Genomic DNA, 25,473 nt, shown 5'->3' with positions numbered 1-25,473 from the left:
AAAAAGGCACACAATGATACACAATCAAGCATACGAACTGCAGTCTATAATCAAAAGCCAAGATAAGCGCAACTTCAGCTCCACACGATTTGTGGCGGTTACTTCAGGTAAGGGCGGAGTGGGTAAATCAAGTATAAGCGCAAATCTTGCCTATTGTCTATGGAAGCAAAAAAAGCGAGTGGCGGTTTTTGATGCGGATATTGGTTTGGCAAATTTAGACCTCATCTTTGGTGTGCGCACACAGAAAAATATCCTTCACGCATTGCGTGGGGAGGTGGGTTTTCAAGAGATTATTCATACCATTGAAGAGGGCTTGTATCTTATTCCCGGTGATAATGGTGAGGAGATTCTAAAATATGCTAATAGCGGGGTGTTTGAGCGATTTTTGCAAGAAAGCGATATTTTAAATGATATTGATTATATGATTATCGACACAGGCGCGGGGATTGGTGGTGTTACGCAGGATTTTTTAAACGCAAGTGATGTTGTGATAGTGGTTACTATGCCAGATCCTTCCGCGCTCACTGACGCATACGCGACAATTAAGCTAAATAGCAAAATACATAGTGATATACTTATGATTCTTAATATGGTGAAAAATGCTAGAGAATCCCAGCTTGTCTTTGAACGCGTCCTTTCCCTCGCGCAAAAAAATATCCCCTCTTTGAAGCTACGCCTTTTAGGATATATCGAGCAAAGCCAAGTCGTGGCAAAGGCGGTGCGCCAGAGGGAACTTTTTGTTAAGGCAGAACCTATAAGTGCAGTAAGTGGGCAGATAGAGATTATTGCTAAAAATCTACTTGCTAATGTGGAACACAATATGCTTGCTTCACCTCAAAAGCAGCATTTTGCCGATTTCTTTAGGCGTGTGTTTGGCTATTTTTAGGGCTTAGAGTAGAGGTAGGATATGAAACCAGATAATTATATGAGTTTTAGCATTGTCGCAGGGTTTTTTGTTGGACTTGCTTTTTCTATTAGCAAGTTTGATGAGCCTGAAATTATGGTGTTATGGACGATTATAACGACAATGGGTGTATATCTTATTGTGGCGGTGAGTGTGTCGCTCTATTTTTGGTTTTTGGATTTTGAACGTTCAAAATTAAAAAAGTCTAAGTTTGAGAATAATTTAGAATTTTATCGCACTGAATTTGACAAACGAGAAAAAGAGTCCGCCAAGATTCGCAATTTCATTAGAAGTATAGAATCTGATGACGAGGAAATGGTGCAACAAAATGAAGATTCACATTAGGAGCAGTGTGTGAAGAGCATAAACAAAGGCAATGGGTATAATCAAACACTAAAATACGCGCAAGATGAGCTTGCTCTGCAGTATCTTCCAGCTGTTAAGGCAATGGCATTTCGGCTTAAGGAGCGTTTGCCTAGTTCGATTGAAATGGCAGATCTTGTGTCTATTGGCACAGAAGAGCTTATTAAACTTGCAAGACGTTATGATAGTAGCATCAATGATTCTTTTTGGGGATATGCGAAAACGCGCGTAAATGGGGCAATGCTTGATTATTTGCGTAGCCTTGATGTGCTTTCTCGCTCTAATCGCAAACTTGTAAAATCCATTGACTATGAAGTATCAAAATATTTTAACGAGCATCAAGAAGAGCCAACTGATGAATATCTTGCGCAGATTCTAAATGAGGATATAGCAAAGATTAAGGAAGCACGAGTGGCTTCGGATATATACGCACTTGTGCCTATTGATGAGCAATACAATGCCATTTGCGAGGGCAATATCGTAGAAGATGTGCAGAAAGAGGAGCTTATGGAGATTATTCATAATATCCTTAAAAAGCTTAGTAAGAGGGAACAAATGGTGATTCAGCTCTACTATTTTGAGGAGCTAAGCCTCAAAGAAATTAGCGAGATTTTAGATATTACTGAATCTCGTATTTCGCAGATTTCAAAAGAGGTGATTAAAAAAATTCGACAAGGACTAGGAGATATAAATGGCTGATATATTAAGTCAAGAAGAAATTGATGCCCTCTTAGAGGTTGTCGATGATGACGGCGATGCCTCCGATATTGATGAGCAGGATTTAGCCCACCAAAAGCAAGTTACGCTCTATGACTTTAAGCGTCCAAATCGTGTGAGTAAGGAGCAGCTACGCGCCTTTAAGTCTATACACGACAAAATGGCAAGAAGCTTGTCTTCGCAAGTCTCTGCGGTAATGAGAAGTATCGTGGAGATTCAGCTCCATAGTGTGGATCAAATGACTTATGGTGAGTTTTTAATGAGTTTGCCCTCTCCTACAAGCTTTAATATCTTTTCAATGAAGCCCCTTGAAGGTGCGGCGATTTTAGAAATTAACCCAAGTATCGCCTTTCCTATGATTGATAGACTTTTGGGAGGGAAAGGCGACCCTTATGAAAGCTCAAGGGAGTTTAGTGATATTGAGCTTAACTTGCTTGATACACTTTTGCGACAGATTATGCAAAATCTTAAGGAGGCGTGGAGCTCTATCACAGAGATTTTTCCAAGTGTTGATGCTAAGGAATCTTCTCCTAATGTTGTGCAAATCGTGGCACAAAATGAAATTGTTATTATGGTAGTTATGGAGATTATTATTGGGCATAGTAGCGGTATGATGAGTATTTGTTACCCTGTTATTTCGCTTGAAACAGTGCTTTCGCGTTTGGCAAGTCGTGATTTAATGTTGAGTGATACAAGCTCTAAAAAATCTCGTAACAAAGAGCTTCAGGCACTCGTATCTGGTGCGAATGTCGTAGTAAATGGCTATTTGGGAGATGCTACCCTGACGCTCAAAGAGGTGCTTGATTTACAAGTGGGTGATATTGTGCGGCTTGATACCGTGGCTGATGATACTATCATTGTATCTGTCGATGGTAGGGAAAAATTTGTCGCCACAATCGGTTTGCAAAGATATCGTAAGACTTTACAGATTAAAGAAGTGATTAAAACCGAAAAAGACCAAGTCAAAGAAGTGCTTGAAATGCTTGAAGCGCAGCGTAAAAATAAAATTGCTGATATTTCGGAGGATGGAGAATGAAAGCCTTTATAGATTTGATTGTTGCTGAAACCATAGCTACTTTAGAAGGATTAATGGGTAAAACGCCTAGTGTAACACATACCAGCGATACCGATGTGAGTCTTGAAAACCTCCCTGTGCCTTATTCAATTAGCTATATTGTTGCAAGTGGCGATGGGAGCGGTGAGCTTGCTATGGTAATTCCTGTGGCTATGGGGACAGCTCTTGCTGATATGATGCTTGGCGGAGATGGTGAAAGCAAAGATGATATGAGCGATGATGATTTAGATGCGATAAAGGAGATTAGCTCTAATATTTTTGGAGCGGTTTCTACCTCACTCAATGCGCAAAAAGAATTACCAAAACTCAATTTTAGCTGCACCAATATTGAATTTGTAAAAAACGAGATTGATTTGTCTCGATTCAGCAAGGCGTATCTTTTCAATTTTTCGTTAGATTCTATTCAAGCAACCTTTGTTGTTTTGGCTAATGCGAGTTTCGCAGGGCTATTTGAGCAAAATGCCCAACCTCAAGGCGTTGCGGTAGGGACTGCGAATACTGCTCCCGCTCACGCACTTTCCCCCGTGGAGTTTAAAAATATTAATATGATTCTTGATGTGCGCCTCAATGTCAAGGTGCGTATCGGGCAAAAGAGAATGCTCTTAAAAGATGTCATTGCGATGGATATTGGGAGCGTGATAGAGCTTAATCAGCTCGCTAACGACCCGCTTGAAATACTTGTTGATGATAAGGTAATTGCTAAGGGCGAAGTTGTGATTGTTGATGGGAACTTTGGGATTCAAATCACAGATATTGGCACGAAACGCGATAGGCTAGAGCAGCTTAGAGGCTAATTTATTGCTTTTTGGCTCCCTAGAGGGCTTAGATTCTTAAAAGTATGGTGTAAGCACTTCTTGCATATATTCAATCAATATGTCTGCTTGATTTCTAAAGGAGTGGATTAGTTCATCTTCTCTTTGCTGCACTATTTGAAAAATACATTCTTGTTTGCCCTGATATCTTTCGTGCTTTTTTAAATGTGTCCTCTGCATCTGCAAAAACTTTTTTATCGTTGTCGTTTTGAGAATCCCCAATTCTTGTTGCAGCTTAATCTTTAACTTTATTATGAGATGAGTAAAATTAAAATGTAAGTCGCCTAAAAAATGAGCGAAGCAAAACCTAAGGTGTGTGGATTGTAATGATTTGGGCTTATTTTATTTGGATAAGCCCAAATGGGCGTGGTGCTTTATTCTTGCTCTTTGTCTTTTTTAGAGATAGGGCAAGCGCCAAGTGGACAAGCCTGTCTCCCTGTCCATACATACAGAGGACAAAAACCAAATGCACCTGTGAGTAAAGGGATAAGCCCCACAAGTCCCCACCAAGATTCAAAATAAAATCCAGCAGCAAAAATCACAAAGGCAAGCACGACTCTTATAATTCGTTCTGTTGTTTTCATATAAGCTCCTTTTTTGCAAAATGTGTGAGGGAGTATAGGGTAAAAAAATAATGATGTCTGTGATAAAATCACATTTTAATGACAAAGCAAGGAGGGTGAAGTGAGCAAAGAGCGACTGAAAGCTATTTTTGCCCCGCTAGGCTTAGCACAGCAAGATATTGAAAGCATAGTCCAACAAGCATATTTTAAAAGTTTTGCGCCAAATACACTTATTAATCAAAATGAGAATTGCTTGGGCTTTATTTATGTGTTTTCAGGGGCTTTACGCGTTTATATTATGGGTGAGAATGCTAAAGAAATTACACTTTTTAATCTTAAAGAGAATGATTATTGTCTTCTTTGCTCGCATTGTGCGCTGCATTCTATACATTATGATATTTTACTTGAGAGCAGCCAAAACACAGAAGTGCTTATTGTGCCCCATCAGTTATTTTCTAGGCTTAAAGATACTTATCCTACGCTTTCAAATTTCACACTCACGCTTATTTCTAAGCGACTAAGCCAAACCATATCCACACTTGAGCAAGCATTATTTAAGCCGCTTGTTGAACGAATCCGTGAATTTTTGTATGAAAATGCGCATAATGGGGAGATTCTCATAAGCCACGAAGAAATTGCTAATCATCTAGGGAGTTCGCGTGAAGTCATCTCACGAATCCTCAAAGAAATGGAAAATAAAGGCGAAATTAAACGCGCTTACAAAAAGATTATTCTGTTAAAGATAAAGGGACAAAATGTTTTTTAAATGGTGTCTTAAAATCGGTGGTGCATTAGCTGTGGGCTCACCTGTGCTTTTTGCTATGATTGCAATTATGATTGAGCCTGTGGGGATTGGATTTGCTATTGGCTATGCTCTTGCCTTTGCACCTTTTATATTCCTTGCATTTTGTGTATTGGGTGTTATTTTAGAGGGTATTTATACTTTTTGCACGCGCAAACTCCTTTTGCCCAAACTCAAAGAATTTACTATTTTTCGTGCCCGAAATGGACATTTTCTCATCTCTTTTAAAAGGCAAAATATTTTTCATAAGCTAGAAATTAAGCTTTTAGGGGATATGCGATGTCAAGTGTGGCATAGCACGAGGCAGAGTGTGAATCAAGAGTGGCGTGAGCAATCTTCACAACAAAGCCTTATCAATGAATTTTGCAATAAAAATCTGCCTTTGGTTGGCAATCTCCCAGCACTTTTTACCTTTCTTGATTTTTGTGCAAAAGTGCCTTTAGTAGGGGATAAAGATGCAATCCTGCTTCATCGGGGTATGTCTATCTATTGGGATTTTCCGCTTTTAAATGATGAGCCACTTCCGCAAGAAATTCAATCTCTGCACAAGCGAGAGAAAAAAGTCATCATCAAAAGATTTTTCGCATTATGCTTGTTGATTATCACGCCTATATTTGCTCTGTGGTTGTATTTACAGAGTGCTTTTTATCCTTGTAGTATTTATTATGCCGTGCAAGAGGGCGATATAAAAAAGTAGGGAATCTTTTAAAAAATGGAGCAAATCCAAATGTGTTATGTTGGAAAAGCAAACTTGCTGCATTTTTATCTGCGATATTGAATATAAATTGGGCAATCTCCGCTCCAAAAAGCGATTGAGGATAATGAAAAATACATTGAGCAAGAGCGCACATATCGTAATAATAGTGAAATAATCAAGCTCCTTATAGAATTTGGAGCAAAATAGAAAATCCTCTCTTCAATAGCAAAGAATCTTGATTGTCTTGTTGCTATAAGATAGAAAAATAAAGAGCAGAATTGAAACCTTGCGTCTACAATTACAAAAAAAAAAAAAACGATATTTTTGCAGATGAATGTGCTAGAATGCAGAAATTTGTTCTTTGGGGGTGGCTATGAATCTTAAAGATATGCAGAGGAGAGAACTTGAATCTTTAAAGAAAATTGGTTTATATTCTAGTGTAAGCTTAAGCACAATGCAAAAAATATGCAAATATGTATCGGCTATCATTGTGTTTGTGTATCTTGTTTTTGTTCAGGTGAAAACACCTTTTCTTTCACATACTTTTATTAATGTATTGATAGGAGCGGGTTTTGCTTTTTACCTCTTTAAAAAAGACTATTTTAAAGTTGGGTTGCTTACGCTCTATATCGCTTTTGGCGGTATATGCCTTCTTGGTGTGCTCTTTTATCAAGGAATTTTTGGAGTAGAACATTTTAAATTACAAGAAATACTTGAAATTATCGCATCAAACAATGAGGATCTACACTCTCCTTATCAAGTAGGTTTATTGATGACTTGGAGTTTTGTGCCGCCACTCCTTTTTACACTATTAGCAGCCTTAAGCGTCTTTATGCGGCGATTTGAAAGCAAACTCCCTGCTTTATTTTTACTCTATTTACTTCTTTTGCCTTTTGTATGGTTAATTGGCTGTATAATTGTGGGTGTATTTATAATTGATGATATTTAATTCTTTGCTCTTTTTGCAATCTCTTTGGCAATATCATATCCATACTTGATAGCAGCAGCGATTGAGCCACCATTTTTAAGCGCAATATCCCCCGCTACAAAGATATTTTTCACACTGCTTTCCCATAAAGGAGAGCAAAGCGGCACACCCTTTTCATCTGTGGCAATAGAGCATTTTTTCAAAAAATCAATAGGTGAAGCACCACCAATAGCATAAATCACCCTATCAAATACATCTTTACTCCCATCGTTAAAATGCACTCCTACCTTTCCGTTATTATCACTTAGCTCTGTAATATCAATGCCAAGCTTTGTGTGAAGTGAGCCATTTGCAATCACATTTTTAAGTGCAGCCGCATTTGTATCATTAATGCGTGAAAACTCACTTCGGCGGTAATTAAGTGTTACGCTCCCACCATTGTCTGCACTTTGGGCTAAATCATACGCATATTCCACAGCAGAGTTTCCTCCACCTACAACGAGAATCTTTTCATTTTTTTGCGCATCATTGGCATTGAAATTAATATATTTACGAATCGTTGGAGGTAGAGCATAGCTTGGCTTGTTGGGTTGTCCCATTTTCCCTATACAGATAACGACAAAATGCGCCTTATAGCTGCGATTATCTGTTGTAGTAATCACAAAGCCTTCACTATCTTTGCAAGGCACAACAGATTCCACATCGCTTTGATAAGTTACTTCAACAGGAGAGAGAATCTCATCAAAAAGTGCTAATGTGCTTTCTCTATTGCCATCTTTAAAGTCAATCTTTCCTTCTAATTGCACAACTTGCCCTTTGTAGTCCTTATCCACGCGTTTGCCTTCTTTGTAAAACTTGCGAATACTCATATTGTGCGAATCACCTTTTTCAAGTGCTATCACACTTAAATTGCGTGCTTGAGATTCTATAATAGCACTAATCCCAGCAGGTCCGCAGCCTACTACAGCTACATCATATACTTTATTCATCATTGCCTCCTTTATTTTGTATGGCAGGTTTATTTTGTTTTTTATCAGTTTTTGCAGCAAGGTTTAAGTCTTCCACAGAATCAAAAAGCACACCCTGCATCATTTTGTTTGCATCATCAAATTGTCCATTTTTTAGCCCCCATATAAACGCAAGTAGCCCAATCAAGCCAAGCACAAGCGATACAGCAAGCATAATCGCAACCATTTCAACATTCATTTTATGCCTTTGGTAGTGATTTAAGATGCACGGATTTTAGCATATTTTGGTAGGTTAAGTTAAATGAATCTATAAGGATTTTATATTTACTAAATTGTAGCTACAATAATTGTAGTATTAGTAAAGTCATAACTATATTTAGGAGGTATATGATGTCAAAGGAACAGCAAATATTAAAACCAAAGAAAAAGATGGGTGTGGTGCTTCTGCTAAGCATAGGCTTTTGTATGCTAATGCTTTTTTCGTGTGTTATCGTGTTTTTAAGTCTTAATCGCGTGGGTAATATCAACTCGGCACTCACTCAAATCAATGATGAAAATGCTCTTGCTCAACGTTATGCGATTAATTTCCGCGGCAGTGTGCATGATAGAGCTATTGCCATTCGTGATGTAGTGTTGATTGATGGTGAAGACAAAAAGGGCTTACAAGACCTTTTGGGGCAGATTAACTCATTGGAGCAATTCTACAAAGAAGCCGAAGATAATATGAAAAATATCTTTATTAATACAAATAGGCTTAGTCAAGAAGAACTTGCTATACTCCGCAATATTGATGAGATACAATCAAAGGCTATTCCGCTTATCGTGCAAATCACTCAAGCAAAACTTGCTGGAGATTCTAATAAAGCCTATGTTTTACTTAAGAATGTCTCGCCATATTTTACACAATGGCTCAAAGAAATAAATGTGTTTATCGACCACAAGGAAGAGCTGAACGGGAAACTAACGCAAAAGTTAAGGAGTGATGTTGATAGCTTTAGAATTGAGCTTTTGGTTATTTTGGCACTCAGTATTGTTTTTGGTGTGATTGTGGCGGTTGTTATTGTGCGCACATTGCATAGTTTGCTTGGTGGTGAGCCTTATATCGCTTCACAGATTGTGGCAAAAATTGCAAATGGTAATCTCATTGATCCTGTAGGATATAAAGGTGAGGATTCAATGTTGGCTTCCATTGCAATGATGCAGCATAAACTTAGAGAAATTGTGGAGTTTATCATACACTCTTCAAATAAAATTAATGATGCAGCTATACAAGTGGCGGATACTTCACACAAAGCTCAAGATGCTGCTCATACACAAATGAAAAGTTCAATTGATGTAGCAGATAAGATAGGACAAATGAATCAATCTGTCATTGAGGTGTCAAATATTGCCAAACAAACAGAGGAAAACTCTATGAAGAGCGTAGAAGTTTCTACAAAAGGTGTGGAGATTATTAATATCACAGCTCAAGAAATTGGTAAAATTACAGAAATGATTAGCTCTTCAGCAGATAAGATTCGTAGCTTACAGCAGCAATCTGTGGAGGTTGGCGGAAGCGCCGAGCTGATTGCAGAGATTGCCGATCAAACAAATCTTTTAGCCCTTAATGCAGCTATTGAAGCAGCAAGAGCAGGAGAACACGGAAGAGGATTTGCTGTTGTTGCTGATGAGGTGAGAAAGTTAGCAGAACGCACTGCTTCTACAACGACAGAAATTGCAAATATGATAACACTTATTCAAGAAAATATAGGCTCTTCTGTTAGCTCAATAGAGGCTATTGTGCCACAAATTGATAAAGGACAAAAGCTTATTTTAGATTCTGTGCAAACACTAGAAGAAATCCAATCTCAAGCCCAAGATTCTCTCCAAAAAGCCCAAGTGGTAGCTTCTTCTTCAAGTAAGCAGGAATATACTATGGAGAGTATTTCACAAGATATACAAGACATCACAACGCTTTCACAAGAAACACGCACTGCTTTAGAAAATGCAGCTCAGACAATTGAAGAGCTTCAGCACATCTCTGATTCACTCAAAAACTATATGGCATACTTTAAAGTATGAGAAAGCCCCACAATTTATGAGAATGTAGCCTTTTAGATTCTCATAAATTTTTAAGGAAAAGATATGCAAATTTATGTGCTTGGTGTGCATACGGATACAGGTAAGACGCATTTTAGCGCAGCATTTTGTAAGGCTTTTTCTTATGATTATTTTAAGCTCATTCAGGCAGGGGTGCCAACTGATAGTGATTTTGTGAAGACATTAAGTCCTACAACACATATATTTGAATCTGGTATATTTTTACAGACCCCCGCCTCTCCTCATCTTGGAAAAAAAATAGAACATTTGCATTACAAAGCTTTTGATATTGCTTTGCCTCAAAGCAAAAACCTTCTTATAGAAACTGCGGGTGGGCTTTTTACACCTATTGATGAAACTTACACGATGGTTGATTATGTGCAAAGATTCAAACACCCTTGCTTCTTGGTGGCAAAGTATTATCTTGGTGTGATTAATCATATCTTGCTTTCACTTGAAGCTTTAAAGCAAAGGCAGATTCCAATCCTTGCCTTGCTTTTAATGGGTGAAGAAGATATTTCAATCGATGAATTCATCACTTCATATACAGGAGCGAGAATATTCCATTTACCTTTTTTTACACCTCAAGACTTTGAAGCAAAAACTCAACTCCTCAAAACTCAAATGCAGGAATTGATGCAAAATCTATCTTTTTTATAAAATTTTGCACTATGCAAAGATTCTCAAGGTAAGCCAAGTTTCAAATATCAATTCAAACATTACAAAATTAAATAGAGTATTGTGATTAAGATTCAAATATACTTGATTGCACGATGAATGTATGCCAACACTGCCAATTTTATAAAACTTATCAGTCATTTTATAAATAAACTTGACATTAAATGACTAAACTTATATAATGCTATCTATATAAAATTTAAGGAGTTTATTATGAATTTATTTGAAAAATTAACAAATCAAATGAAAGAAGCACTTGATAGCGCAGCTTCACTCGCTTTGCATTCTAAAAACCAAGAAATTACCCCCGCACATATGTATTGGGCGCTTTTAAGCAATCATCAATCCGTGCTTAATCAAGCCCTTAATAAAATGAATATCCGAAAAGAAGCCATAGAACTTCAAGCAAGAAGCGAGGTTGATAAGCTTCCTAAAAGTTCAAATGTTGCAAAAGAGAATCTAAGTTTGAGTAAAGATTTATCCTCTGCGCTCAATCTTGCTCAAGGCGAGGCAACTAAGAATGGTGATAGTTTCATTGCGGTAGATATGTTTTTAATTGCCAATATCAAAGAAAGTGTTTTTGTAGCGATATTTAAGCCTTTTATGGATATTACAGAGTTAAAAAAGACATTATTAAGCCTAAGAGGAGAAAGCAAGATAGAATCTCAAAGTGGTGATGATAATTTAGAATCTTTAAGCAAATTTGGTATTGATTTGACCCAAAAAGCTTTAGAGAATACGCTTGATCCTGTGATAGGACGCGATGATGAAGTAAATGCAATGATGCAGATTCTTATACGCAAGAGTAAAAATAATCCTATTTTGCTCGGCGAACCCGGTGTGGGTAAAACTGCTGTTGTAGAGGGACTAGCCCAAAAAATTGTGGCGAAATCTGTCCCCATAAGCCTACAAAATAAAAAATTAATTGCCCTTGATATGAGCGCACTTATCGCTGGAGCAAAGTATCGTGGGGAATTTGAAGAGCGATTAAAAAATGTTGTTGATGAGGTGAAAAAAGCTGGAAATGTGATTTTATTTATTGATGAGATACATACGATTGTAGGTGCAGGAGCGAGTGAGGGCAGTATGGACGCGGCAAATATCCTTAAGCCTGCTCTTGCACGAGGCGAACTTCATACCATTGGAGCAACTACATTAAAAGAATATCGCAAATATTTTGAAAAAGATGCTGCGCTTACACGGCGATTTCAGCCTATAAGTGTGAATGAGCCAAGCATTAATGAAACATTGCAAATTTTGCGCGGGATTAAGCCAAATTTGGAAGCTCATCATAATGTAAGTATTACAGATAGCGCACTTGTGGCTGCAGCAAAGCTTTCAAGTCGTTATATTGCTGATAGATTCTTACCTGATAAGGCAATTGATTTAATTGATGAAGCGGCAGCAGAATTAAAAATGCAAATAGAATCCGAACCTTTAGAATTGAGTAAAATTAAGAAACATATTGCGAATTTGCAGGTAGAAAAACAAGCTTTAAATATGGAAAAAAATAATGCCAATGATGTGCGTATAGGGGAGATTGATAAAGAATTGGAGAATTTGCGCGAAGAGAGAGTGGCATTGGAGGGGAAATTTGAGCAAGAAAAACAAGTTTTTACAAATATAGCATCGCTTAAATCAAATCTCGATAGTTTAAAAAGAGAATCCGAACTTGCCAAAAGAAGCGGGGATTATAATAAGGCTGCAGAAATTGACTATGGCAAGATTCCCCAAATTGAGGCACAAGAGAAGGCATTGCAAGAGCAATGGGAGCAAATGCAGCAAAATGGCACTTTGCTTAAAAATGCTGTTACACAAGAGAGTATCGCAGGAGTTGTTAGTCGCTGGAGTGGCATACCGATTAAAAAAATGCTCCAAAGTCAAAAGGAGCGTATTTTGGGTATAGAATCCGAGCTAGAAAAAAGCGTAGTGGGGCAAGATGATGCGATTAAAGCGATTGCTCGGGCGATTAAACGCAATAAGGCGGGATTAAGCGATGTAAATAAGCCTATTGGAAGCTTTTTATTTTTAGGACCAACAGGCGTTGGTAAAACACAATGTGCGAAAACTTTAGCAGAATTTTTATTTGATAGTGCCAAAAGTCTTGTGCGCATTGATATGAGCGAATATATGGAAAAACACGCGGTGAGTAGGCTCGTGGGCGCACCCCCGGGCTATGTGGGCTATGAAGAGGGTGGTGTGCTGACTGAAGCTATAAGGAGAAAGCCTTATAGTATCGTGCTTTTTGATGAAGTGGAAAAGGCGCACCCTGATGTGTTTAATATCCTTTTGCAAGTGCTTGATGATGGGCGACTGACTGATAGCAAGGGTATTGTTGTGGATTTTAGCAATACGATTATTATCTTAACAAGCAATATTGCAAGTGATAAGATTATAGAGATTGAGGATAAGCAAGAGAGACAAAAGGCTGTTAAAGAGGCATTAAAGATGTATTTCAAGCCAGAGTTTTTAAATCGCCTTGATGATGTGGTGGTGTTTAATCCATTGGGAATAGAGGAGATTACAAAAATTGTAGATATTATGTTTGAATCTTTAGCAAAAAGGGCGCAGGAGCGAGGCATAAATATTTCTTTAAGCAAAGAAGCAAAAGAGCATATAGCAGCGATTGGTTTTGATAGTATTTATGGTGCGCGTCCGCTAAAAAGGGCATTGTATGAGGAGATTGAGGATAGGTTAGCAGATTTAATTTTGCGCGATGAGGTGAGTGAGGGTACTAAGGTGCGCTTTGTGTATGAGAATGAAAGTATTGGCACACAGATTGAAAATGCGTAAGAGTAAGCAGTAAAGTATCTGTGGAATTTGCTAGATTCTAAAACTCCCTAAAAATTGCCTCTAAGCTTTCTTTTACATAGCGCACTTCATCATAGCTCACAATGTAGGGGGGCATAAAGTAGATTGTATGACCAAGTGGGCGTAAAAGTAAGCCTTTTTGCAAGGCTTTTTGAAATACCCAAAGCCCGGCGCGTGCTCGTTTTTGACTTAGAATATCAAAGGCATAAATCATACCTTTTTGCCGAAAATTCCCCAAAAATGTAAATTGTTTTAAAGATTCAAATTCTTTGGCAATATACGCACTTAAAATGCGATTTTTTTCTATAATATTATCTTTTTCAAAAATATCAAGCACTGCATTTGCTGCCGCACACGCTAGAGCATTGCCTGTGTATGAATGAGAATGTAAAAATGCCCTTTGAGTTTCATATTCTGCATAAAAAGCATTATAAATTTCATCATTTGTTACGACCACAGATAAGGGCAAGAATCCACCGGTAATGCCTTTTGAGAGGCAGACAAAATCGGGTTTTTCCTTGCATTGCTCCATTGCAAAGAGTGTGCCACTGCGCCCAAAGCCCACAGCAATTTCATCAAAAATGATTTGCACGCCAAATGCACGACAAAGCCTTATGGCTTCATCGATAAATTTTGCGCTATACATATTCATATTACCCGCACATTGAATGAGCGGCTCGAGGATAAAGGCGCAAATATGCTTCCCTTGTGCGGTAAGAATGTGCTCTAAAGATTCTAATTCTTTGTGAAAATTGGCATTTTCAAAATCACTCACACTCTCTTGTGTATTTGCTATTGGCACGGGAGTGATGAGACAATCAAGCAGCAGTGGCTCATAAGTGCGCTTATAGAGTGCCACATCACCCACGCTCAAAGCCCCGAGTGTTTCACCGTGATAGGAGTTGCTTAAAGATAAAAATCTGTCGCGTTTTTGCCCGAGATTAAGATGATAATGAAAGCTCATCTTTAGGGCTACTTCAATCGCACTTGAGCCATTATCTGCATAGAAGCATTTACTGAATCTCCCTCCCAAAAGGGTGCAAAGTCTTTGTGAGAGTGTAATAATTTGCTCGTGTGAAAAACCTGCCAAAATGATATGGGCTAGTTCATCAGCTTGGGATTTTATCGCATTTGCGATATATTCATTACAATGCCCGAAAAGATTTACCCACCACGAGCTGACACAATCCATATATTTTGCATTATCAAAATCATAAAGATACATACCATTTGCTTTTTTTATGGGGATTAATGGCACATTTTCGTGGTCTTTCATCTGTGTGCAGGGGTGCCAAATATGTGCTAAATCAAGAGCCTTTAACTCGTTTGCATTCATCTCTAAGCCTTTTTTGTAGGAAAAATTGGCACAATAATACTTCAATTTTTCATAAATGAGGCTAAAATGCTACCAAAGCCTTAGAATCTAAAAAGCAGGGGCGAGATATGGATATTAAGCGGATTTTGTTGCAGTTAAAGAACAATGATAATTTTCGTTTCTTTGCACCCTTGAAGCATCACGACATATTTGTGTATGAAAATAACCAAAAGCTGCTTAATCTCGCGAGTAATGATTATCTCGGCTTAAGTGCTAATCACACATTGAAGCGGGAATTTTTAGAATCTGTGCGCACAGAGGATATGCTCTTTTCAAGTAGCTCCTCGCGCCTTTTGAGTGGGAATTTTGAGATTTATGAAAAATGCGAATCATTGCTTCATAGCCTCTACCATAAACACACCTTACTTTTTAATAGTGGCTATCACGCGAATATCTCCTGTATTCAGGCACTCTCCACCATTCCTCATACGCTTTTTGTCATCGATAGATTTATTCACGCAAGTGTAATTGATGGACTTCGTTTAGGCAAGGCACGATTTAAGAGTTTTGAGCATAACAATATGCACGAGTTGGAGCAGATTCTTAATGACAATACGAAATCTTATGAGAATATCATTATCATAAGTGAGGGTGTTTTTAGTATGGAGGGGGATTTTGCGCCATTAGATAAGATTGTGCGTCTCAAAAAGCAATTTGATAATGTTTTTATTTACCTCGATGAAGCCCACAGCGTAGGCATTATAGGTGAGAATGGTTTGGGCTTAGCGGCTTACTTGCACCTTTTAGAATCTATTGACTTTGCGATACTTACCTTTGGCAAGGCAATCGCCTCTGTGGGTGCGTGTATGCTATGCAGTGAGGATTTGCGGACATTTTTTATCAATTTTGCGCGTGGGCTTATTTTTTCTACCGCCCTACCTCCTATTAATGTTGCTTTTAGTTATTTTGTTTTCAGCAAGATTCACAGCTTTTGCAAAGAACGTGAATATATGAAAAATATATCTTCATATATCAAGGAGGATTTGCAAAAAAAGGGCTATAAAGTGCTAGGAGAAAATCACATTTTGTCCGTGCTTTGTGGTGAGAATACACAGGCTTTGGCACTTTCCTCTCGTTTAAAGGAGCGCGGGATTTTTGCTCCAGCTATTAAATATCCTAGCGTGGCAAAGCACAGCGCAAGGGTGAGATTCTCTTTAAATAGCGCACTTACACAGGAACATATAGAATCTTTACTCAAGGCATTTGAATGAAATATATGTTTTTGCATACACACGCCCAAAGCCCGAAGTGCATTGTGTTTTTTGGCGGATTTGGGAGCAGGGCGGAGCATTTTAGGCATTTAGAGGCGCAGTGCAGTGTGATTTTGGTATATGATTACAAGGATTTTATGCTTCATCATACTTTTTTGCAAGATATGAAGCGTTTTAGTGAAGTTATTCTTATTGCCTTTTCAATGGGTGTAAGTATTGCGCCATTATTTGTCTCTCATCTCCCATTTGTAAAAAAAATAGCCATTAATGGCACAAATGTTGGCATTGATAGAGTGTTTGGCATACACCCCTCTATTTTTAAAAAAACCATAACGCATTTTGAAAATAAGCTTTTTTGTAAGGCACTTTTAGGAGAGAAAGATAATACCCTTATTCTTGCACCTAAAGAAGAATTACAAGCAGAATTGCAAAGTATTTTTGATTTTCTTTTATCCCAAAATCAAGCTAAAAATATAGAATCTGCAAAAGATGAGCAAGTTTCTAAAAATTCACTTGATTCACAAAAAATACAGGAAAGACAAATACATTTTCATTATGATACTGCACTTTTATCACAATCTGATGCGATTTTTCCTTTTAATGCCGCTAAAAGTTTTTTTGCCTCTTTAAGTCCTTTGACACATATTACGATAACACATAGCCCACATTTTGTATTTTTTGATTTTAGCTCGTGGGAGGAATTGTGCTCTATTTAAAGCGATTTCTTAAGGCAAAAGATACTTACACACAAAATGCTATCGTGCAAAAATATATGCGTGATAAATTATTAGAGATATTGCGCGCGCAGCATAGAGTGGATTTTAAGTATATTTTTGAATTTGGAGCGGGTAATGGTGAGCTAAGCGCACTTCTTTGCAAAATGCTCACTTTTACCTCATATGTATGCAATGATATTAATGACTATAAAGTGCATTTTGATGATACGCGTATGCGCTATGAATGTTTTGATATGAAAGAGCTTTTAAAACAGAAAATATGTCAAATGCAATTTGAACTTATCGTATCAAATGCCACTTTGCAATGGCTTGATTTTGAGCAAACACTTTGTGATATAAAGCAGATTCTCTCCCCTAATGGCTATTGTCTTTTAAGCACATTTGGGGAGCAAAACTGCTATGAGGTAAAAGCCATTACAGATTATGGTTTGAGCTATATTTCACTTGAGTGTATGCGAGAGATTCTTACAAAGCATTTTACTATTATATTGCTTGAGGAAGAAATTATGAATCTAGATTTCCCTACGCCGCTTGATGTGTTTAGGCATTTGCGCCTAAGTGGAGTAAATGCCTTAAGCCAAAATGGATTTATCGGTAAAAATATGCTTTGTGAATATGAGCGGAGATTCAAAAATCGCCTTACTTATCACCCAATTTATATGCTTTTGCGTCATAAAGAGAATCTTTAAGCATTTACCACCGCAAAGTCTTTTTATAAATCATCAGCACGCTTGCAATAATATACAAAATGCCTAAAAAACATAAATTTATAAAATATTCCCACACACTGCCAAAGCTTGCTCCCATTTGATTGAGCTGCAAAAGCCCATTTATGCCGTGATATGCGGGGAGAAGGCTTACAATAGCACTCGCCCAAGGGGCGATTTGTGTTTCTTGCCACATAAAACCGAGCAAAAAAACCACCGGCATAGAGGCGAGCATAATGATTTGCGTAGAAAGGGCGCGTTTGGGTAAAAGTGTGCCAAAAAACACGCCAAAAGCAGCAGTTGAGAGGATAAAGGCAATACTAAAAAGCCAAAAGTCAAGGATATGTGCCCCCACATACACGCCATAAAACTCATAGGCGAAACCAAAATAAAACGCAAAAAGCACCATATAAATGCAAAAAAACACCAATATTTTTGAGATAACAAGCAGTAATGGATTGGATTGTGCATAATAGTTGCGCACATCTTGTGAAAACTGCTGATTTTGTGTGCCACCGATAATTCCCGCCCCTGCAACAAGTGTTTGATGAAGTATAAAAATCAATATGGGTGCTAGAGTGTAATTAATATAGCCCATTGAGGGGTTAAAAAGTGGTGTAAATTTGGGTTCTAAAAGCTCTTTTTGTTGCGTATTAAATGTGATTTTTATATGTTCGTTAAAAGATTCTATACACTCTGCTGCCGCGTTAGCTATCGTGCCATAAATGAGCAAATACGAGGCATTTCCCATAATCGCCACGACAGGTGGAATGTGTTGATAGAGATGCTTTTCAAAGTCGCGCGGAATGCTTATTACGCCATATATTTGGCTGGATTCTATAAGCTCTTGCACCCTATTTGCATTATGCAAAATCTCCACAATTTCCAAATGCGGCGAGGCGCGCACAAAGCCGATAAGTTCCCTTGAAGAGTGGGTATTGTCATAATCGATAATGGCGATTTTTTGCGCACTTACCACATCGGCATAATAGGGCGTGGGATACAAAAAAAGATAAAAAAGTGAGCCGCCAAAGATAATAATCATCGCCGACACAGAGGTAAAAATATTCTTTGCTTCTAGGATAAAGGTGGAAAATAAAGCCTTCACAATGTGATATCCTTAATATCGCCAATGCGTAAAAATTCGTTATACACGTCCAAAATGAGCATTTGGCGATTAGTTTTTAATGCAGGGTTGCTGTCATTAACGAGTACAGATTCAAAGAATAGCTCAAGTGGGGCTTTGAGTGCAAACAGAGATTCTATATGTTCTTGCGTATTTGTGAATCTATGCTTCTTCAGTTCTATAAGCGCGTTGTAGAGGGATTTTTCTGCCTCAATATGAAGCAAAGATTCATTAATTGGTGCTAATTTTATATCGTCCTCTAAAATATTTGCCACCCTTTTAAAGAGCCTCACCAACGCTTCTTTATTGCTTTTTTCAAAGAATGTGCTTAGGCTTTTGGTGTTTTCTATAATTGTATGGAGATTACGCACCTTTTGATTATCTACACGCGCATTAAGCACGCAACGCACAAGTGAGGGATTAATTTGTAAGAATCCTTCAAGCCGCTCTAAGAAAAAAGATTCTATATGTGCGAGGTTGCTTTGCTTATAGCCCACTGCTTGATAAATGTGAGGTATATCACTGCTTAAATCAAAATCCAACCCATAATGCGTAATAATCTTTAGCACACCATTTGCTGCGCGTCTTAGGGCAAATGGATCTTTTGAGCCGGTAGGAATCTTGTTGATACTAAAAAGGGCAAAAATATTATCAAGCTTTATGCTAAGTGCCACAATAGCACTTAAAATATTGCTAGGCAATGGGGAAACTTCACCTGTGGGGAGATACTGCTCTTTTATACTTAAAGCGACAAGCGGGTGCATATCAAATTTTTGTGCATAGTAATAACCCATAATACCCTGCAACTCTGTAAATTCATATACCATTTGCGTGAGTAAATCCGCCTTTGCGTAAGTGATAGCTTCTTTTAGAATCTGCTTTGCTTCGTTTTTATCCAAAGTGAGTTTGTGGCTAAAAGATTCTAAGAGAATCTGCGCGATAACGCTCTCTCTATGCGATTTATCAAGCATAGAACCAAGAGATTCAACAAATACAATTTGGGAGAGTTTTTCGGGTTTAAAGCTATTTTTTATGTCATTTTCATAGAAAAATACCGCATCGCTTAATCGCGCTTTAAGCACCTTTTGATTACCTTGCACGATAGGCGCTAAATCCTTTGCTGTGCTATTTGCCACAAGCACAAAGCCATTATGTAGGGCATTGTTGGCATAGGTAGCAAAGTATCGCTGATTTTCTTTCATTGAGGTAATAATCACTTCAGGGGGCAGGGCTAGAAAATCTTTTTCAAAGCTCCCATATGCCGCGCGTGGATATTCAGTAATCGCCACGATTTCATTCAGTAAATCCTCATCAATTTCTACCTTTATATTTTGGGTAGATTCTATATCTGCGATTTGTTTTAGAATCTGCTCTTTACGCTCGTTTTGGTCTAAAATGACCTTGCCATTTTTGAGAATCTCAAAATAATCTTGAGCTGATTTTACCGCCATAGGTGCAAAACTCACATCTCTATGAACGAAAGTCTGCGCCTTGCTTGTGATATTAAAGGCATTTACTGCTATTTCTTCATTACCCAAAAGGACGCAAATATTACGCACCGGGCGGATAAAGGGTTGTTTCACATTGCCCCAAAGCATACTTTTGCCAAAATGCAAAGATTCTAACCATTGTGTGATAATCTCATTAAGCAAAGTGCTTGTTGCCACACCTTTTTTTGTGTAGGCATAATACAGCACTTCTTTGTTGTCCTTAAGCTTTGTTTGTAGTGGCGCATCAAGGCTAAGATTGTTTTTTTTATAGAAGCTCTCTCCTGCCTTGCTTAAGCCCTGTGTCTTATCGCTATTATTAAAGGCAATGCTAAGGGGAGGACCATAAGCTTCTATGAGTGTATCTTGCGTAAAAGTAGGGAAGTTCTCCTCATAAAGCGTGATTCGTCTAGGTGTGTAATAGAGTGTAGGTGTGGAGGTAATATTTACATTTTGCGCACTTTTTTGCCATTTTGCTATGATATTTGGTAGCTCCTTTAGCAGCGGCAGGGCGGGAAGCTCCTCGGTTACAATCTCAACGAGCAAGGGTAAATGTGGCTCTTTCAAGTATATTCCTTTAAAATTAGATATGATTGCGTGATTGTAACGCAAGTGTTATTAAAAGTGATTTATATAGCCTAGATTTGATGATTTTAGGAGGAGTAAATGCTGAAAAGATTCATAAAATGTATGTGTGCGATGATGATATTGGCGGTGATTATGCCTATTTTTGCCCTGCCATTGTATAAGGTTGAGGGCAAATGCGTGCAGCCTAAAGATTTTAACAAAAATCAAAAGCAGGTGATTCTCAAAGCCTTTAAATATGGTGCAAAAAGTGGCTTTGGCTATACAATGGCAGCGATTGCGTGGAAAGAATCTTGTGCTGGGGAATATCGTGTAAATTTTGCCGACCCATCTGCTGGAATCTATCACGCACATATTCCGGGTGTTATCAAAAAGCATAAGCAAAAGGATACTAACTTTATGCGCAATATGGTGGGAGAACTTTTGATGCGCGATGATGATTTTGCCTCGCAAACCGCGCTAGAAGAGTTAAGCTATTGGCATAAGGTGAGAAAGGGAAATTGGTATGAAGTGATAAAGTCCTACAATAAAGGCTTTAGCTGGGAAAAGGATAGAGAGCGCAATAAAATGGCGCAGGAGTATTTTGAGGATATTTTTACGCGTGTGAAAGCCCTGCAAAACTATATCCCTAAGCTAAGCCCTGCCACTGCAAAACTTGCCAAAAAAGATTATGCACTAAACTTTGCCAAAAATGCACAGCTACAAACGCAAAATTTGCAGATTCAAAACACTATAAACAATACAAAAAGGGCAAATACAAAACCACAGCCAAAGCAAAAAGATAGTTTTGTGATTTTAGAGGAGTGATGTGAAATTTTATATTTGATAAAAGAAGTTGTAATGTAACCCACTCCTCTCGCAAGGGAGGGGCAACACCATCGTAAGGGACGCACTATGAAGCAATAAGTAAAAGGTGTCCCACAAGAGCGTTATGCTTCAATTTTTCCATTTTTGGGTTTAAATTTGAGATGCTACTCAAGCGGTAGCTTTGGGGGAGTATTCCCTGCGGTGATTGAAGCACTGCATTTTTAGAAACTAGATTTTATTCCAATCCACCAAAGCGTCTCTTGCGCTGTGAAAATTCATTTAGCATAGTATCTAGCTCATCGGTGCGCAAATCTGGCCACAAAGTATGTGTAAAAAATAGCTCCGCATAGCTTAACTGCCAAAGCAAAAAATTCGATATGCGCTTCTCGCCCCCTGTGCGGATAAGCATATCCACATCAGGTAAAGTAGCGGTATCAAGATGCGTGTTAATTAGAGCGCAAACCTGCTTTGAGTTAAGGTTATTGATTTTATCGGGGCTAAGCGTATGGGCGATTTTGATAAAAGTGCGCGCAATTTCATCGTGTGCGCCATAATTAAGCGCGAGAATCTGCGTGATATTTGTGTGATTTTGCGTGATGTGTTCTAGCTCTAAAATCGCATTTTGCAACGCACTACTAAAAACGCTAATATCCCCTATTGTGCGGAATCTAATGCTATTTTTCATATATAGAGATTTTTCGTTGTGGAGATATTTTTCTAAAAGACGCATAAGGAAATCTACCTCCACTTTCGGGCGCTTCCAATTTTCGGTAGAGAAAGCATAAAGTGTGAGGTAGGGAATATGCTTATTTACACACCACTGCGTGATATCCCGCACGATTTTTGCACCCTCTTTGTGCCCTTGTGTGCGCTTTTTGTCTTGATTTTTTGCCCAGCGCCCATTGCCGTCCATTATCATTGCGATATGCTGTGGATACGCGGGATTTGTGGAAATATGTTGCTTCATAATTTTTCTTTGCGTGGATTATTGGGCAAGGGGCGTAAGAATCGCGCGGGATTGCCGACATAGAATCCGCTTTGTGTAATATCTTTTGTAACCACTGCCCCCGCGCCAATCACCACATCATCGCAAATGGATACGGGTAAGATTGTCGCATTTGAGCCAATACATACGCGATTGCCAATGTGTGTAGATTCCCATATGTCGCTTGTTGGTGCGGGCGCACCGATGCTAAATTTATCATTGATAAACATTACATTATGCCCGATGAAGCAATCCTCACCAATACTTACGCGTGAGCAAATGAAGCTGTGCGATTGCACCCGCGTGCGTTTGCCAATATGCGCATCGCATTGAATCTCGCAAAATGGTCCCACAAACACATCATCATCTAGCGTGCAACCATAGAGATTGCTTGGCGTTATGACTTTGACATTTACACCTTCTTTGACATTGATAACTTTAGATTCTATAAGTTGCATTTTAGCCCCGCAGTTTTTGTAGCTTATCTTGTAGGGATTTGAGCTCGAATGCGTAATTTTGAATCTTGTCAAAAGTTTCTTTCGCGTTTTTGCTAAAGTTATTAGGAATAGGTAGCTGCTCTAAATCTGTAGGATTGAGATTGCCGAGATTCTTTTCATAGAGCACGGCGAGCGCGTTTTGCCCCTGTGTAGAAAATAAATAGCAGTAAATGCCTATGGCTGTTTGGGGATTTTTCGCACGAAGGATAATGATACCCGCGTTTGGCACGACTTTAGATCCTTTGATATCCGGGCTTAAGATGGTGAATTTTGGTGTTGTGCCACGAATGGAAATAGCGATGTCATAGGGCAGAAGGCTGTATTTGTGAATCTTATGCACATCGCCCTTAAACCTCTGTGTAGAAAACTCATAGCAGAATCCAAAGTCGGTAAAATCGGCAATGCCCAAGTCGAAATAAGCAATTTTTTCATCTTTGCTCCCGCCATATACGCGTTGTCCGCGAAAGATTTGAATGCCAAGTGTGCTAAGTGGCGAGTGATTCTGCGCTTTTTGTATAGGTTTTTGCACATAGGCAGCGGCGGTAAGGTCGTGGGGATTAATATCTCGCATAGGTGTGAGGCAAGAATGTTCGCTCGTGCGCTTATTGCGATAAATATCGAGCAAATCATCAAGGTTAATGAGGCGATTATATTTGCCGTCTTTGTGATAAAAATGTGATGTGTTGGCGTTGATATGCAAAATAGCGTCATTGTTTTGTGAAAGCACAATGATAGAAAAATCGTGTGTTTGGTGTGGAAAAAGATTCTTTGGTAGCTCGATAATCGCCTCTATCAGCCCCTCCTCGCAAAGCCTCTCGCGCAGTTTGCCTTCAAGGGAGGATTTAAGCAAAGTTTGTGTGCGCAAAATAAACACACCCTTGTCTTTGAGATAAAATAGAGAATGGATAAGAAAAAGTAGCTCCGGATAGGTTTTGATGAGGGATTCATAAGTAGCAAATCGCTTGTCCTCTTTTAAAAACTGCGCACCGATGTGGCTATTAAGCGGTGGGTTGCAAATGATTTTATCAAATTTTTGGTGCTTGAAACTCTCATTTGTTAGGATATTATTCAAAAGCAAATGGCTTGAATCTAAATCCAAAATCTTGCAAATAATCTTGGCAATGCGCGAGAGCGAAGATTCTAACTCTTCACCATAAAGTTCAAATTGATGTGTGTTGTTTGCGATTGCAAAAAATAGGCTTCCCATACCATAGCAGGGGTTATATACGCTTTGATTCTGTTTAATATCAAGTAGCCCCACGAGCAGTTCATTGACTTCAAGTGGTGTGGAGTATGAAAAAAGTTTGTGCGTAGTCTTTTTTTGCGTGATGATATGCAAAAATTCCTCAATAGTGTAGTTTGAAGCATCATTTGCAATGATGACTTTTAGAATCTTAAGCAGATTTGAATGTGGATTCAGTGGGATATAGAGCTCCTCACCAAGTGCATTTTTTAGGGTGCTGGTGCATTCCTCGTAGATAGGTTTGCGCTTTGCCGCTAGGGTAATGAGGGTCTCTATAAACTCGGGGAAATGCCGCTTGAGCCAAAACATTTCAAGTATAATGCCTATGCACTCGAGCATATCGGTGTGGTAGCATTTGATATATTCAAAGCAGTTTAGCAATTCTTTCAAATTTTGCTCGCGCTCTCCCATTCTGTTCCTTGTATTGCTTTTTTGTGTTCTATGCACGCACGGCAAGTTTTGTGATAGCTTCTATATTGAGGTCGTCCATATGGCTTTTCATCACTTTAGAGTACATATCCACGAGGCGGTTTGTCTCGATAAGCGAACTCATCTCACGCACCGCATTAACATTACTTTTTTCGATAAAACCCTGCGCAAGTATGGCATTATGCACGAGATCTCTCTCATCTTCTCTTTGTGTTGGAAATTCATATAGATTCTGTCCCACTTTTTTCAAATAACGTGGATTCTCAAAGCTTACTATGGCAAGTGAGCCGATGTTGATTTGCTCGGCTATAGCGTCATTATTGAGATTTCTCACATAGAGATTACCAAATGTATCGGCTTCGAGATTTAAACCCACAGAAATATGAATTCCTTCTTGTGAATCTAGCCCATCACGACTTATTACCAAATGTCCGCTTTTATTGACTAAATACCCATTGCTATCAATACTAAAGCTACCATCTCGCGTATAGCGGATTCCATCGGGAGTTTTAATGGCAAAAAAAGCATTTTCTTTTTGCAGGGCAAAATCAAGTGGATTGTCTGTCTGGGCGAGATTCCCTACGCTCCTATCAGTGTATTCCTCGCTAATAATTGGCACACGATTCATCGTGCGATTGATAAATTTAGCTGCTTTGCGCGTGTGGTCTTCAATGGGTAGTTGTTCCTTGTGCGTTTCAAAAAGGCGCAAATAATCGCCAATTACCACATCATCACGTTTAAAGCCCGTGGTGTTGAGGTTGGCTAGATTATTTGAGATGAGGTCAAGGCGGTTAAACTGCGTAACCATACCGCCTGTGGTGTTATAATATCCGCTTTGCATAAGCTTCCTTTACATCAGTATGTAAGCCTAAAAAGCAAAAGATATT

Annotated in this window: 26 protein-coding genes; 15 read left to right on the top strand and 11 right to left on the bottom strand. The window is 38.6% G+C overall.

The genetic code is table 11. From position 1 onward, the window contains the following. Window positions 1-13 precede the first annotated feature (13 nt). From LS67_RS08210 to fliY, 5 genes are read left to right on the top strand one after another with little or no spacing between them, the layout of a single operon-like run. A complete protein-coding gene (locus tag LS67_RS08210; RefSeq protein ID WP_034328037.1) occupies window positions 14-886 on the top strand; it encodes a MinD/ParA family protein in 873 nt (290 codons plus the stop codon). 21 nt (window positions 887-907) lie between these two features. After that, a complete protein-coding gene (locus LS67_RS08205; RefSeq protein ID WP_034328036.1) occupies window positions 908-1,249 on the top strand; it encodes a hypothetical protein in 342 nt (113 codons plus the stop codon). Between the two features lie 9 nt (window positions 1,250-1,258). After that, the gene (locus LS67_RS08200) at window positions 1,259-1,966 is read left to right on the top strand and encodes an RNA polymerase sigma factor FliA (protein WP_034328035.1); all 708 of its coding nucleotides are present in this window, start codon (window positions 1,259-1,261) and stop codon (window positions 1,964-1,966) included. Next, entirely contained in the window at window positions 1,959-3,020 is a 1,062-nt protein-coding gene (gene fliM / locus LS67_RS08195; protein WP_034343757.1) for a flagellar motor switch protein FliM, read from the top strand. The genes LS67_RS08200 and fliM overlap by 8 nt, the downstream gene beginning before the upstream one ends. After that, entirely contained in the window at window positions 3,017-3,853 is an 837-nt protein-coding gene (fliY, locus tag LS67_RS08190; RefSeq protein ID WP_034343760.1) for a flagellar motor switch protein FliY, read from the top strand. Before fliM ends, fliY begins: the two co-directional genes overlap by 4 nt. A 392-nt stretch (window positions 3,854-4,245) precedes the next feature. Here fliY and LS67_RS08185 read toward each other — a convergent pair whose 3' ends face one another. Beyond that, on the bottom strand, window positions 4,246-4,455 hold the full coding sequence (locus LS67_RS08185) for a YgaP family membrane protein (protein ID WP_034328519.1): 210 nt from the start codon (window positions 4,453-4,455) through the stop codon (window positions 4,246-4,248). Window positions 4,456-4,555: 100 nt separating this feature from the next. Between LS67_RS08185 and LS67_RS08180 the strand changes: the two genes are divergently transcribed. The 3 genes from LS67_RS08180 to LS67_RS08170 all read left to right on the top strand — a co-directional run bounded on the left by LS67_RS08180 (window position 4,556) and on the right by LS67_RS08170 (window position 6,882). Continuing rightward, on the top strand, window positions 4,556-5,200 hold the full coding sequence (locus LS67_RS08180) for a Crp/Fnr family transcriptional regulator (RefSeq protein WP_034328513.1): 645 nt from the start codon (window positions 4,556-4,558) through the stop codon (window positions 5,198-5,200). Then, complete coding sequence (locus LS67_RS08175) at window positions 5,190-5,933, top strand: hypothetical protein (RefSeq protein ID WP_034328510.1); 744 nt, start codon at window positions 5,190-5,192, stop codon at window positions 5,931-5,933. Before LS67_RS08180 ends, LS67_RS08175 begins: the two co-directional genes overlap by 11 nt. A gap of 373 nt (window positions 5,934-6,306) precedes the next feature. Next, on the top strand, window positions 6,307-6,882 hold the full coding sequence (locus tag LS67_RS08170) for a hypothetical protein (protein ID WP_034326669.1): 576 nt from the start codon (window positions 6,307-6,309) through the stop codon (window positions 6,880-6,882). On the opposite strand, the gene LS67_RS08165 is transcribed toward LS67_RS08170, so the two are convergent. Both LS67_RS08165 and ccoS read right to left on the bottom strand, forming a co-directional pair. Then, window positions 6,879-7,850 carry an NAD(P)-binding domain-containing protein gene (locus LS67_RS08165; RefSeq protein ID WP_034326668.1) on the bottom strand — a complete coding sequence of 324 codons (972 nt, stop codon included), beginning with the start codon at window positions 7,848-7,850 and terminating at the stop codon, window positions 6,879-6,881. The genes LS67_RS08170 and LS67_RS08165 overlap by 4 nt on opposite strands. After that, entirely contained in the window at window positions 7,843-8,067 is a 225-nt protein-coding gene (ccoS, locus tag LS67_RS08160; protein WP_034326667.1) for a cbb3-type cytochrome oxidase assembly protein CcoS, read from the bottom strand. The genes LS67_RS08165 and ccoS overlap by 8 nt, the downstream gene beginning before the upstream one ends. Before the next feature lie 149 nt (window positions 8,068-8,216). Here ccoS and LS67_RS08155 point away from each other — a divergent pair, with 149 nt between their 5' ends. Together LS67_RS08155 and bioD are read left to right on the top strand one after the other, a co-directional pair. Next, window positions 8,217-9,890, top strand: coding sequence for a methyl-accepting chemotaxis protein (locus LS67_RS08155; RefSeq protein WP_231944807.1), 1,674 nt, complete (start codon window positions 8,217-8,219; stop codon window positions 9,888-9,890). A 63-nt stretch (window positions 9,891-9,953) separates the two neighbouring features. Next, complete coding sequence (bioD, locus tag LS67_RS08150) at window positions 9,954-10,568, top strand: ATP-dependent dethiobiotin synthetase BioD (protein WP_034326665.1); 615 nt, start codon at window positions 9,954-9,956, stop codon at window positions 10,566-10,568. Between the two features lie 9 nt (window positions 10,569-10,577). Here bioD and LS67_RS09665 read toward each other — a convergent pair whose 3' ends face one another. After that, window positions 10,578-10,727: a hypothetical protein gene (locus tag LS67_RS09665; protein ID WP_156407266.1), complete on the bottom strand. Its 150-nt coding sequence runs from the start codon at window positions 10,725-10,727 to the stop codon at window positions 10,578-10,580. A gap of 72 nt (window positions 10,728-10,799) precedes the next feature. Here LS67_RS09665 and LS67_RS08145 point away from each other — a divergent pair, with 72 nt between their 5' ends. Further along, entirely contained in the window at window positions 10,800-13,379 is a 2,580-nt protein-coding gene (locus tag LS67_RS08145) for an ATP-dependent Clp protease ATP-binding subunit (protein ID WP_034326663.1), read from the top strand. A 37-nt stretch (window positions 13,380-13,416) separates the two neighbouring features. On the opposite strand, the gene LS67_RS08140 is transcribed toward LS67_RS08145, so the two are convergent. Further along, window positions 13,417-14,733 (bottom strand): adenosylmethionine--8-amino-7-oxononanoate transaminase, encoded by a 1,317-nt coding sequence (locus LS67_RS08140; RefSeq protein WP_034326660.1) that lies wholly within the window; start codon window positions 14,731-14,733, stop codon window positions 13,417-13,419. Between the two features lie 107 nt (window positions 14,734-14,840). On the opposite strand from LS67_RS08140, the gene LS67_RS08135 reads away from it, so the two are divergent. From LS67_RS08135 to LS67_RS08125, 3 genes are read left to right on the top strand one after another with little or no spacing between them, the layout of a single operon-like run. Beyond that, the gene (locus LS67_RS08135; RefSeq protein ID WP_034326658.1) at window positions 14,841-15,983 is read left to right on the top strand and encodes an aminotransferase class I/II-fold pyridoxal phosphate-dependent enzyme; all 1,143 of its coding nucleotides are present in this window, start codon (window positions 14,841-14,843) and stop codon (window positions 15,981-15,983) included. Further along, window positions 15,980-16,699, top strand: coding sequence for a pimeloyl-ACP methyl esterase BioG family protein (locus tag LS67_RS08130; RefSeq protein WP_034326656.1), 720 nt, complete (start codon window positions 15,980-15,982; stop codon window positions 16,697-16,699). Before LS67_RS08135 ends, LS67_RS08130 begins: the two co-directional genes overlap by 4 nt. Next, window positions 16,687-17,409: a methyltransferase gene (locus LS67_RS08125; RefSeq protein ID WP_034326653.1), complete on the top strand. Its 723-nt coding sequence runs from the start codon at window positions 16,687-16,689 to the stop codon at window positions 17,407-17,409. Before LS67_RS08130 ends, LS67_RS08125 begins: the two co-directional genes overlap by 13 nt. A 4-nt stretch (window positions 17,410-17,413) precedes the next feature. Here LS67_RS08125 and LS67_RS08120 read toward each other — a convergent pair whose 3' ends face one another. Both LS67_RS08120 and glyS read right to left on the bottom strand, forming a co-directional pair. Further along, window positions 17,414-18,535 carry an ABC transporter permease gene (locus LS67_RS08120; RefSeq protein WP_034326651.1) on the bottom strand — a complete coding sequence of 374 codons (1,122 nt, stop codon included), beginning with the start codon at window positions 18,533-18,535 and terminating at the stop codon, window positions 17,414-17,416. Further along, window positions 18,532-20,607, bottom strand: a complete 2,076-nt coding sequence (gene glyS, locus LS67_RS08115) for a glycine--tRNA ligase subunit beta (protein WP_034326648.1) — start codon at window positions 20,605-20,607, stop codon at window positions 18,532-18,534. Before glyS ends, LS67_RS08120 begins: the two co-directional genes overlap by 4 nt. A 99-nt stretch (window positions 20,608-20,706) precedes the next feature. On the opposite strand from glyS, the gene LS67_RS08110 reads away from it, so the two are divergent. Next, window positions 20,707-21,432: a hypothetical protein gene (locus LS67_RS08110; protein ID WP_231944808.1), complete on the top strand. Its 726-nt coding sequence runs from the start codon at window positions 20,707-20,709 to the stop codon at window positions 21,430-21,432. 235 nt (window positions 21,433-21,667) lie between these two features. Here the strand turns inward: LS67_RS08110 and LS67_RS08105 are convergent, their stop codons facing one another. Genes LS67_RS08105 through LS67_RS08090 form a run of 4 tightly spaced genes read right to left on the bottom strand, consistent with a single transcriptional unit; the run spans window position 21,668 to window position 25,427 of the window. Continuing rightward, on the bottom strand, window positions 21,668-22,399 hold the full coding sequence (locus tag LS67_RS08105; protein ID WP_052082213.1) for a di-trans,poly-cis-decaprenylcistransferase: 732 nt from the start codon (window positions 22,397-22,399) through the stop codon (window positions 21,668-21,670). Beyond that, a complete protein-coding gene (locus tag LS67_RS08100; RefSeq protein WP_034326646.1) occupies window positions 22,396-22,875 on the bottom strand; it encodes an acyltransferase in 480 nt (159 codons plus the stop codon). The genes LS67_RS08105 and LS67_RS08100 overlap by 4 nt, the downstream gene beginning before the upstream one ends. A 1-nt stretch (window position 22,876) precedes the next feature. After that, window positions 22,877-24,568: an N-6 DNA methylase gene (locus tag LS67_RS08095; RefSeq protein WP_034326644.1), complete on the bottom strand. Its 1,692-nt coding sequence runs from the start codon at window positions 24,566-24,568 to the stop codon at window positions 22,877-22,879. A 28-nt stretch (window positions 24,569-24,596) separates the two neighbouring features. Further along, window positions 24,597-25,427: a flagellar hook-basal body protein gene (locus LS67_RS08090; RefSeq protein ID WP_034326642.1), complete on the bottom strand. Its 831-nt coding sequence runs from the start codon at window positions 25,425-25,427 to the stop codon at window positions 24,597-24,599. Window positions 25,428-25,473 lie beyond the last annotated feature (46 nt).

The sequence above is a fragment of the Helicobacter sp. MIT 03-1616 genome (assembly GCF_000765685.2).
Lineage (GTDB): Bacteria > Campylobacterota > Campylobacteria > Campylobacterales > Helicobacteraceae > Helicobacter_C > Helicobacter_C typhlonius.
Note: the sequence above shows the minus strand (reverse complement) of the source record. Positions and strands in the feature narration are given on the sequence as shown.